The following is an 11,595-nucleotide window of genomic DNA, read 5'->3' as shown; positions in this document are numbered from 1 at the left end:
AAGGTTTCATCCTATTTTACCTTTTTTGGTCTACCCCCTTGACAATTTGCACTTTTTCTTAACTTGTCACAAATGACGGTTGACTGTTGACTGTTGATTAATGTTAAGGGCATGGGGCATGGGGCATGGGGCATTGTTGACTGTTGACTGTTGACTGTTGATTAATGTTATTTGTTATTAGTCGCTGCAAAGGATTAACAAATGACTAATGACTACTGACTACTGACTTCCTAAGTGCCAATCTGCAGCTTTTTGGCGGATGGTTGCCAATTCTGTCGGCGGCATTTTGTCGAGATTGGCTAAAATAAAGCTCATGCGACCGATCGACTGAAGTTTGTCCCTGTGGCGCGCTAGGAAATCCCAGTAGGAAAGATTTATCATCTGTGCGGTTGATAGCAGCTTGGTTCTGGCAAAGTTGATCGCCTAATATCCAAACGCCAACAGTCATTTTATTTGTTTCACCATTTCACCATAAAAGTTATCTTTTACTTTTCATGAGGGCGGGTTGTTTATTCATAAAAATTAATTGCCTGAAAAATCACAACTCAAAACTCATGATTTCTCCGCTTGTGGTGAGAACGTACTAGAGCATAACATTGATTTCCAAAGATAAGGACACCGACCAGCAAATTTAAATTTTATGTCTGTGTATCCTTCAGATGTTAATAACTTGGTCAGCGTCTCTACTGAAAAAAATTTAATGTGACCGTTATCCCAAAGAACGGTAAAATGTTTATCTAGTTTGCCAGAAATCGCTAAAGCAAGATTTTTAAAATAGCCGTGATAGGGTGTGGAAATAATTAGTCTTCCTCCCGGCTTGAGGCATCTTTTTGCAGTTCTTGCTAGTTCTTTAGGATAAAGCAAGTGTTCGATTACTTCAATAGCTAAGACAACATCAAATGAGTTCAGAATATCGATATCTGGAAGGTCGTAAATATCTGCTTGGATAAACTGACAATCGGGGAAACTTTGACGGGAGATGGCAATTCCGGGCGCAGAAGTGTCAACGCCGACAACTTCGCAGCCGTGCTCTGCGATAACGTGACTGAGGCTGCCATTGCCGCAGCCGAGATCCAAAACTCGGAGTTTTGTCTCGCTGGTCTGCTGAAGTGTCGCCAGCATTTCTAAAAGGGGAGATATCAAATAAGCGTGATGATATCTCGGATGGTTGTTTGTGTAATAATACGTATAATTGCTAAAGTTTTTTTTCATCGATTAAGCTATGGAGATTATTGCCGAGACCGCAAATTTACGGCGCGTGGGTGTACTGTTTGGGCCCAGGTTCCCCACATTACGGTTGTTCAGAGTCGATCGGCAGCTCGATCGTCTCATTCTTTTTGTTTGACAGGTGAATTATTGTCACTGAATCAATCGGATGGCAAAAGAAATCTTTGACAGGGTGCCAAATCTCGCATCGCCCCTCTCTGGCCCATCTCTCGAAGGCATTGGGAAAGAAAAAGTCCGATCGAGCAGAATTCTCTCTGTGCACTAGCCGGAAACCGAACTTTTTGCCTGTTAATTGGGGCGAGTGCATCCATGCGATTCTAGCTTCAAGCAACTGCGGTATGTCCACCCGACGCTTTTTGCAGCCAGAAAAATGGGCCCCTGGGCGATCGGGTGCCAGTCGCTCCGAGAATTGATAAGGGAAGTGTGACCGAAATCACAAGCATTGGCGAAACCAATTGCTGAGCATCTTTGGGTCCACACACTTAGAATCGAGATTACTACAGTGGCTTCTATAATTGTGTTTAAATGTTGTTCTGAAGCTGTGTTGTCCAGTCAGCAGAGCCCCTTAGACAGATTCATGCTTTCGGTCTGGTTTATTTCACTTTAATGGTCGCTGTTGGGTGTTGCACCTTAATTTAGATATTTCCTATGGTTAAGTTAGGTCAATCCTCCTTTCGCCGTATTTTACTGTCGCGGATTTTGTTGCTCAGCGTACCTGTTCTACTGGTGGGGGAGTATGTTACCTATCGCAAGGCACGCTCGACGCTTCTGGAAACTGCTCGTCAAAACTTGACAGAAAGTGCAGTCAGAAAAGCAGACACTATTGAACAGTGGGCGAAATCGCTGAAGTCCAATCTGATCGGCGCTTCGGAAAGCTCGATGTTGCAGTCGGTAGATCCGAAGGATTATCAAAAGTTTATCGCCCAATTAGGGCAGCGCTTGCCAGCGCAAGTTGATTGCTTGCAATTGACTAATTTAAAGACAAATCAAGTGATAGCAAGCACTTGCGGGCAGCAGCCGATTCAGTCCTTGCCCGCAAAATTTTGGCCTCCCGTACAGCAGCAGCAAACGCTGCTGGACGACAAGAGCGTTTACATCAGTCTGTCCTTACCTCCGCAGCGACAGGGGACAGCAAACGATCAGAAGGTGGCTTTGGGGGCTGAAGATTTTCCCGATGCGGGTAAAGAAGGCTCCGATAGCCAAGCGAGTTTGGTGTTGAGCGCTCCTGTTTACATTCGTCGGGGCAATACCCTGCAGTTGAGTTATGCTTTGAGTTTGCAGTCGGCCTTGCCTGTGCAAACCAGCGCTCCCAAGGGTTCTTTAGCCGGCTATACGGTGGCGATCGACCAAGATGGGACAATTTTGGCGCACCCTAATGTCAACCGCGTGGGCCGCAATATTGGCCAAGAGGCAGATGCCGCTCGACTAAAAAGTATTGTCAAAAGGGCGATCGCCGGGGGAACAGCTTTTCTCCACCTATTTTCCTTTGAAAGAAATGGTGTAGAGTTGCTAGCAGGATACGCCGCTATCCCGAGTCCTTCAACTACACAGGAGAACAGCAAGTGGATTATTTTAGCTGTCTCTCGTTTAGATTACGCTCTGTCAGGTTTGGAAGAAATTCAGCAAGTTTTATTTAATTTAATTGTAGGTTTGGTTGCTGCTAGTATCATCGCGACTTTATATCTGTCTCGCGACTTGGCGCGTCCTGTGGAAAAACTGAGAGACTACGCGATGAAAGTAGATACGGAAGCGTCGCAGACAGTGCCCCAAGATTTCCAAATTAGGGAATTTAATCAACTATCAGAAGCACTTAACAGCATGGTGCAGCGCCTTAGATCCTGGGCCAGAGAATTGGAAGTGGCAACCAAAGAAGCGCAAGTTGCGAATCAATTAAAAAATGAATTTTTGGGGAATATTTCTCACGAATTGAGAACGCCGCTCAACGGGATTATTGGTTTTATTCAAATTGTGCGGGACGGCTACTGCGATGACCGAGATGAAGAAATGGAATTTTTACAGCGGGCCCACGACTCGTCAATGCAATTGCTCAATATTATTAATGATATTTTGGACATTGCTAAAATAGAATCCGGTACCTTCTCCATGATGTTAGAAGTAGTGGACATTACCCAGGTACTTGAAGACGCGATTGATTTGCAAGCGGCTCAAATTGAGGAAAAAGGCTTGAAGTTAACTTTGCCAGCTCATCATGATCCGATTATTGTTCATGCCGATCCAGAGAAGCTAAAACAGGTGTTTTTAAATGTTTTGAGCAATGCCGTTAAGTTTACAGAGTCGGGCAGCATTAATATATCTGTGCGGCTAGAATCGAGGACTAATTCTGGTAGTTTTAACGGCAGTGCTGAAAATACGACGGGCCCCAGCGGTCAAAGCGATTGGGTGGTGGTGACAATTAAAGATACGGGAATTGGTATCGATCCCGAACATCAGCAGAAATTGTTTCAACCTTTTGTGATGGCTGATGGTTCTACAACTCGCAAGTTTGGCGGTAACGGTTTGGGCTTGGCTATCTCGCGAAGGATAATGGAATCTATGATCGGAAGCATTACCCTGCACAGCGCGGGCGTGAATCAAGGTACTACGGTGATGATTTCTTTGCCGGTAAACCAGCAGTCAAGTTTTTATTTTCACAGCCCTGACTTAGTAACGGAAAAGGGAAATTTCAAAAGTTGAGGAGTGATGTTCCCAATCTAAAATCTAAAATCTAAAAGGGTATTAGGGGCTGTCCGCCGAGTTCGAGGGATTTGCTCAAAGTGCTGAGAATGCGGATTAATTCGACGGAGGCGGCGCCCGAAGAGGTAAGACAGGGGGTATTTGTTTGCACGCAATTGAGGAAGCGATCGCACACTCTCCGCAGCGGTTCTACTTGTTCTAAACTCAACACTTCGCGATGGCTGAGGCTTGTTCGCTGCGGCGCGATCCTCTTCGTTGGCGTAGCCCCCGTAGGGGCGGGCTTCGCTAACGCACTTTCAAAAGAGTTATTCTCTTCGTCCCCGTAATCTGGATTCCCGCGCTGCAAAATCAGGGGAGTTTTTGGCGACATTTCATCAAAAATCAAGGTTCCCAAACTGCCAACAACTGTTAAGCGCCGTTGTTTGTCGGGATTGAGCCAGCACAGGTGAATAAATGCTTGAAATCCGTCGGGATAGGTGAGCGTTACCCAAACTAAATCTGCTAGTTTTTCTGCAGGATTATTAGTCAACAGTGAAGGAGCAAATTGATTTTCAATTTCTGCTGCGTCTTGATTTATTCCTTCTTCCCTATTTCTTCTTCCTTCTTCCTTCTTCCTGACATCCGTTACATCCGTTACATCCCGTACAGTGCTCGTTGCCGAACTTCCTTCTTCCTTCGGAAAAACAGTGCCGATCGCCCTTACTTCAATTGGCGTTTGTTGCAGCCAAGTATTGAAAATAGCGATATCGTGAATTGCCAAGTCCCAAAGGGCATCAACGTCATGGCGAACTGGTTCAAAATGGGTACGCTGGGCGTAACCGTAGCGCAATTTTCCGAGTTGATACTGTTGAATAATTCTTTGGCCTCGATCGACTGCTGGATGAAACAGATAAGTGTGGTCAACGAAGAGTTGCCGCTGCTGTTTTTCGGCTAATTGGCAAAGTTCTATGGCTTCAGTGAGGTTGAGGGCGAGGGGTTTTTCTGCTAAGACGTGGTAGCCTTGTTTCAGCGCTGCTGCTGCGAGGGTGTAGTGTGTGGAAGCTGGAGTGGCGATCGCCACAGCTTGCAGTCCCGCCAAGGCTTGCACTTGAGACCAATCGGTAGCTAGAATTACCGAGGCATCAAGATTAAACTGTTTTTGAACGGCCGCCAATGAATCTCGATTCGGGTCTACCACCGCTAAAACTTGGCTGTTGGGATGTTCGAGAAAGTTACGAATTAGGTTAACTCCCCAGCGGCCCGCACCCAATACAGCTATTCCGATTTTCATTAATTATAATTTAAAAAATCGCACAGTAATTATAGCATATTTTGTTATTATTATCTATGTTTTAAATCAGAAAAATCACTGTTGACTGTTGAATGTTGGCAGTAGTTATTGGTTATTGCTTATTGGTTATTGGTAGCAGCTAACAAATAACCAATAACTGATAACACCAGTCAACATTCAACAGTCAACAGCCAACAGTCAACTGTCAACTGTCAACTGTCAACTAATTTATTAAAAGCTACCTGAGCCGCTGCTTGTTCGGCCGCTTTGATCGATCGACCTTTTCCCTCTGCTACCAACTTTCCCTGAATGAGAACTTCTGCAGTAAAACGATCCTCCCCGCCCTGCACTGTCCCAGTTTCTTGCACGCTATATTTGGGCAAAGTTTTGTATTTGCCTTGAGTCAACTCTTGGAGAGCAGCTTTGTAGTTTTGGCGGGCAGGATCGCTGCGGATTTCCGTCGCTAGGCGTTGAAAGTGAGAATCTAGCCAAGGTCGAATTAATTCTAAGCTCTGGGTACTCAAATAAAGTGCAGCCAGTACCGCTTCCAAAGCATCGGCCAGTCGGGGTTCAGCGCCTGTTTTGTCCGAGGCGGCGCTGCTGGAAACAATTAAATAGCGATCGAACCCGTAACTTTCAGCGATTTTAGCAAGAATGCGATCGCTCACCAAGATCGATCGAATAGCAGCAAATTCCCCCACTGTACAGTCAGGATAAACCTCAAACAACAATTCCGACGCAGCCAGCCGCACAACTGCATCTCCGACAAACTCTAGTTGCTCGTAATTTGCCTTAGCTGACGCGCTCGCATGAGTCAAAGCTAAATCGAGGAGATGCCATTTGATCGAAGCATTCTTCGTCAGTCCCAATTTTTCAATTAATGTTTCAAGTTGCTTTTGGCGAGCCGGATAAATCATACCATTTTAGATTTTAGATTTTAGATTTTAGAAGTGGGAATCACAGATTACTATCCGGGTTTCTAGCTTGTCAAAAGTTGCATTATTTTTTTAAACTTGTCTCAGATTCATATTAATAAAAAAAATTACTTCAAACACCAAATATTCATCCGGGTGCTTATGGTGCACCTTACCCAAAATCTTCCTCCGGGTGTGCACTGCACACCTTTCCCCACATAAAACAGGGCGAAAGGATTGATTTACCTGATTTCCAAGCGGTAATTTTAATTAAATGGGGGGGGGAAAAAGTCGGACATAAGCCGGGTTCTGTTCTCTCAACTGCAAGCAGTTTTCGAGGGCAGTTATCTATCTGGGACGCCTGTTACCAGACGCCTCAAGCGGTACCAAAAAACGGAACTGGTAAAAAACCAACCATAGTCCCTCCGACCTTGCTCCCAACTGGGGTTTACCGAGCCAGCACCTCTCGATGCTGCTGGTGCGCTCTTACCGCACCTTTGCACCCTTACCAAATTAGTGGTTGCTTCCCAGTCAAAAATCCTCAGTTACTTACTAATGACCAATGACTGCTGACTAATGACTAATTGGCGGTATCTTTCTGTGGCACTATCCTCACGATCGCTCGCACTGGGCGTTACCCAGCAAGTTTGGTTTTTCGGGAGCCCGGACTTTCCTCAGACAAGCTTTCGCTAATCCGCAACCGCCTGCGCCTACTTTTTCCCCAGATTTATTGTACGCGATCGTTCGTCAATCAATTTGGGGTTTGAGATTGAATATTTTAACTTGTCGCCCACTTAATTTGGACATTTGTGTTTATTCAAACTCTTGTACGGTCGGCCCGAAAGCCCGCCCAACAATTAAATTTCCCTGCAAATCCCCTTAAATTCACTCACGGATGAATCAGGGGGCTGAAAAGTTGGGAATTATGATGCAAGGATTTATGGCACGGATTCCACTAGGGGCAGGAAACCTTTTTACCTAACATAATTTTTAATTATTCAATCTTCAATCCCAAATCTCAAATCTTCAATTCAGTTACTTTAACGAGTCATCTTTGATAGTAGAAAAATTATCAAACCAGCCACGCCGCCAGAAGAAGTAAACTAAACCAGAGGCGATCGCTAGCATAATTGCCCAACAAAGCGGATAGCCAAAATACCAATTTAGTTCCGGCATATTCCAGGGCGATTTCTCTGTATTGAAATTCATCCCGTATACTCCCGCCACAAAAGTTAGAGGAATAAATATACTCGAAATCACCGTCAGCAACTTCATGATTTCATTCATTTTATTACCAACCGAAGACAAGTAAACATCCATCAAACCCGAAGACAACTCTCGATAGGTTTCCACCATATCCATCACCTGCACCGTGTGATCGTAACAGTCGCGCAGGTAAATTCGCACATCTGGACTAATCAAATCACTGCTATCTCGAATCAAAACATTAATTGCATCGCGCTGTGGCCAAATGGCGCGGCGCAGCGTCAGCAATTCTCGCCGGATTTTATAGATTTTTTCCAGGGTTTTGCGGGTGGGGTTTAGCACCACTTCATCCTCTAGTTCTTCAATGCGCTCTCCGTAAACTTCTAATACAGGGAAAAATCCATCTATAATCGAATCTAACAGAGTATAAGCCAGATAATCGGCTCCGTGTTTGCGAATCATTCCTTGTCCTTTACGAATGCGATCGCGCACGGGTTCAAAACAATCATAGTCCGGTTCTTCCTGAACAGTTAACAGGTAATGTTTCCCCAAAATCAAACTAACTTGTTCTTTATGAAAATTCTCTGAATTCGGCTTAAGTATCACCATCCAGGCAATAATTAAAAGGTGATTTTCGTAATCTACCACTTTCGGTCGCTGGGGAACATTAACCACATCTTCTTGAGCCATAAGATGCAAATTAAACACTTTACCCATGTGGCGCCAAGTTTCTTTGTTTCCTAACCCCAACATATCAACCCAAGAAACAGATGCTGTATCTAAATACGCAGCAGCTTCTCGAGGATTTGCCAATTTGGCGCGAGTTGCGGCTGTTTCGCAATAGTCAATTAATACAATCTCCGGAGGCGGCGCATCTGGTTCTAAGTCGAGAGTTCCCGGCGGAGCCCCCTGATCGTCATAAAAATAGTCAACGTAGGAATCATCATCATCCTCATCATCTTTAATTGGTTTGGTAACTGCACTAGAAGTATGTATGTTTTTGTATACCATGCTAATATTCCTGACTTTTAGAACCTTTAATTAGATTATCATTTTTATCGTGCAACTACTCATTACCAATGACTCATTACCTCTGCCGAATTGGAATCTCGATCGCAAATTCAGTTCCCTCTCCCGGCGCGGAAATGCACTGCAGCGTCCCTCCGTGTCTTTCCACCACAATCTGATAGGAGATAGACAGTCCCAAACCTGTACCTTTACCTACGGGTTTAGTAGTAAAAAACGGGTCAAATACCCGACATTTAACAGACTCTGCCATGCCATACCCGTTATCGGAAATTACGATCGCAACCCGATTATTCTCCAACACCTCCGTGCGAATCCGAATCCACGGCAATGTGTCGCAACTTAAAGGTAAACTAGCAAAATCTTGCCCTTCCTCTTCCGAATAACTCGCTAATTCCAACTTCCTATTCCTGACATTCGCTAAAGCATCAATAGCATTATTTAAAATATTCATAAACACTTGATTTAACTGTCCAACGTAGCACTGTACCGGCGGCAATATTCCATATTCTTTAACTATTTCAATCTGGCGATTTCTGCCATTTTCTTTAATCTTGTGTTGCAAAATTAACAGAGCACTGTCTATTCCTTCGTGGATATCAACCCGCTTGATATCTGATTCTTCCAGCCGGGAAAAGTTGCGTAAAGACAGAACAATTTGGCGAATGCGCTCGGCTCCGGTTTGAATAGAAGTCAGCAGGTGCGGGAAATCCTCTTTCATGAATTCCAGTTCTATTTCTTCTGCCAAATTTTGGATAACAGCAACAGGTTCCGGGTAGTGTGCCTGGTACAAACTGCACAGTTCCAGCAAGTTTTTGGCATACTCACTAGCGTAATTGATATTACCGTAAATAAAACTGACAGGATTATTGATTTCGTGAGCAATTCCCGCCACTAGCTGTCCCAAACCCGACATTTTTTCCGCTTGAATTAGTTGAGCTTGAGTCCTGCCTAATTGTTTCAATGTTTGCTCTAGCTGGCGATTTTTATGTTTTAATTGAGCTTCGGCTTGTTTGCGCTTGGTAATATTGCGGGCTAGAATAATAATTTGATCGGAATTAAAAGGCAACAGTCTGGCTTCATAAGTTTTTTCTTCTTCCGACAGGGAAAGCGAATATTCTATGTCGATCGAATTTCTTGTTTCGGAAATTTCAAAGATTGCTTGGGCCAATTGGCAGGCGACATTGGGTGGCAATATGTCTGTCATTCGTTGGCCGATAAAATGTTCAGGAGGTACGTATAAACTCGAAGAAGTTCCTGACAAATAATCCACGATTATACCGTCAGCATCTAGTCGAAAATACAAATCAGGCAAAGCGCGAAAAACTGCTTCTAACTCTAACGTTTTTTGGCGCAATGCTTCCTCAGCGTAGTAGCGATCGCTAATATCAAAAATCACCCCATCTAAATAGCAAACGTTTCCTTCTGCGTCGAACACAGGAGAACCTTTATCCCACACCCATTTAACCGTACCGTCTGCTGCTAGCAAGCGATATTCTAAGTTATAAGACTCTTTCTTTTCTATACCTTGCCGAATAGTTGCTTCTACTTTTGCCAAATCTTCCGGGTAAATAATGCTGGCAAAAGTCCGACCTCTCCTGTCCAAAACCCAAATAAAATCTGCCGCAGGGTAGCCAGTTAATAAGTAAACGGCATCGCTAATAAAATTAGTCGAAAAATCGCACCTCCAGCGATAAACCACTCCGGGAATATTAGCTACCAAAGACCTAAATCTTAATTCACTTCTACGCAAAGCTGCTTCCGATTCATGTCGTTCGGTAATATCGTGAGCGAAAGCTAGCACTGCAAATACATTACCTTCAGCGTCGCGCAGGGGAAGTTTTTGGGTATCAAAAATATGTACTGAACCGTCAGCAATAGTTGCCGGATCGCAGGGATTGTGGATGATGTCGCCGGCCAGTACAGCAGAGTCGTCTGTGCGGAAGCCTCGGATATTTTTGGCGAAGTTCCCAAACACGAGATCTTCGGAGAATCCTAATTCTAAATCGGATTTGCCAATTATTTCTTCGACTGTTTTGCCGATCGCTTGAGCGAAACTCCTGTTTGCCAAAATACACCGAAATTTTTTGTCTTTGGCAAAAATCCAGTCGCTGGTTTTGTCTATTACTGTACGCAGGAGTTGTTCGGAACGTTCGGTTTTTTCCAAAGACGCCTGCAGTTGTAGTTCTAGGCACTTGCGAGCAGTAATGTTTTCAAAAGCAACACCGACGCAGTTGTTGGGTAATGGAAAAGCTTTAATAGAAAAAGCGCGAGTTATTCGGCCGCCTTCATCGCACTCAATATCTTCAAGTTCTACGGCTTTCTGACTGTGAATTACCGAAGCAAATGCTTGGGGAATGTTTTTCGATCGCAGGTGGGGAAAAATCTCATCGATTGTCATTCCCAAAACATCCGCCATTTCTAATCCGGTAAATATGGTAGCCGCAGGATTTGAGGCGATCGCCCTGAGAGTGCTGTCGTCGTCTATATTTTCTAAATGGTAGACATACAAACCAATTTGCATATTCTCGAAAATTTGGTCGTAGAGGCGCACGCTTTCGTCTACCTGCCTGCGTTCGGTAATATCTTCAGTAATCCCCAAAACGTACTGAGGACGGCCTGCGGCGTCGAGAATTGGCACTTTGCGGGTGTGCAGTATTCTCATACCTTTGTGGCGAGTTTGGATCGGCTCTTCGGCTATGTCTTTAACAGTAAGTTGGTTGTGTTCACCGGTCAATATTTCCCTGTCTTGAGCAGTAAAAACATCAGCTTGTTCTTTGGGGTAAATATCGTAGTCATTTTTGCCGATCGCCTCTTGAGAGGTAACACCTGCGATCGTTTCTCCCGCTTTATTCCACAGCACAAATTTCAGCGAAGAAGCATCTTTAGCAAAAACTCCCACCGGCAGGTTTTCTACTACGGAATTTAGAAACCCTCTAGCTGATTTTAATTCAGCTTCTGCACGCTTGCGTTCGATGCCTAAAGCAATGACATCCGCAACCGATGCTAAAGTTTCCTGAAAGGGTGCTGTCAGCGGCTGGCTGCTGATAATTACCATTACTCCCGCCAGCCGTTCTTCGACTATCAAAGGGTAGCCGGCGAAGCTGAGAATTTGCTTGGGGATTGGGCAATTTGTCGGCTTTTGACTGGTGTTGATAATTGCTACTTCGGAACTTGGCGCCGGGAGCATCCCGCTTTTTAACTAAGCAGAAATACCGAGCTTGATGTCGTTATTTAAATATGCACATCTCAGTCTTA

Annotated in this window: 7 protein-coding genes and 1 other RNA gene; 1 reads left to right on the top strand and 7 read right to left on the bottom strand. The window is 44.5% G+C overall.

The genetic code is table 11. The annotated features are described in order from the left end of the window. Nucleotides 1–219 precede the first annotated feature (219 nt). Nucleotides 220–381, bottom strand: a complete 162-nt coding sequence (locus QUB37_RS28310) for a hypothetical protein (RefSeq protein ID WP_333168468.1) — start codon at nucleotides 379–381, stop codon at nucleotides 220–222. A gap of 171 nt (nucleotides 382–552) precedes the next feature. Continuing rightward, a complete protein-coding gene (locus tag QUB37_RS28305; RefSeq protein ID WP_333168467.1) occupies nucleotides 553–1,212 on the bottom strand; it encodes a class I SAM-dependent methyltransferase in 660 nt (219 codons plus the stop codon). A gap of 663 nt (nucleotides 1,213–1,875) precedes the next feature. On the opposite strand from QUB37_RS28305, the gene QUB37_RS28300 reads away from it, so the two are divergent. Further along, nucleotides 1,876–3,921: an ATP-binding protein gene (locus QUB37_RS28300; RefSeq protein WP_333168466.1), complete on the top strand. Its 2,046-nt coding sequence runs from the start codon at nucleotides 1,876–1,878 to the stop codon at nucleotides 3,919–3,921. Between the two features lie 31 nt (nucleotides 3,922–3,952). On the opposite strand, the gene QUB37_RS28295 is transcribed toward QUB37_RS28300, so the two are convergent. The 5 genes from QUB37_RS28295 to QUB37_RS28275 form a co-directional block, all read right to left on the bottom strand. Then, a complete protein-coding gene (locus QUB37_RS28295; RefSeq protein ID WP_333168465.1) occupies nucleotides 3,953–5,191 on the bottom strand; it encodes a Gfo/Idh/MocA family oxidoreductase in 1,239 nt (412 codons plus the stop codon). A 212-nt stretch (nucleotides 5,192–5,403) separates the two neighbouring features. Further along, complete coding sequence (gene rnc / locus QUB37_RS28290) at nucleotides 5,404–6,108, bottom strand: ribonuclease III (RefSeq protein WP_333168463.1); 705 nt, start codon at nucleotides 6,106–6,108, stop codon at nucleotides 5,404–5,406. A gap of 280 nt (nucleotides 6,109–6,388) precedes the next feature. Further along, an RNA gene (gene rnpB / locus QUB37_RS28285) (RNase P RNA component class A) lies at nucleotides 6,389–6,822 on the bottom strand. Between the two features lie 318 nt (nucleotides 6,823–7,140). Continuing rightward, complete coding sequence (corA, locus tag QUB37_RS28280) at nucleotides 7,141–8,322, bottom strand: magnesium/cobalt transporter CorA (protein ID WP_333168461.1); 1,182 nt, start codon at nucleotides 8,320–8,322, stop codon at nucleotides 7,141–7,143. 76 nt (nucleotides 8,323–8,398) lie between these two features. Then, nucleotides 8,399–11,395, bottom strand: a complete 2,997-nt coding sequence (locus QUB37_RS28275) for a PAS domain-containing protein (protein ID WP_445300069.1) — start codon at nucleotides 11,393–11,395, stop codon at nucleotides 8,399–8,401. Nucleotides 11,396–11,595: the final 200 nt, after the last annotated feature.

Source organism: Microcoleus sp. AT3-A2 (assembly GCF_036705685.1).
In the GTDB taxonomy this organism is placed as follows: Bacteria; Cyanobacteriota; Cyanobacteriia; order Cyanobacteriales; family Microcoleaceae; genus Microcoleus.
Note: the sequence above shows the minus strand (reverse complement) of the source record. Positions and strands in the feature narration are given on the sequence as shown.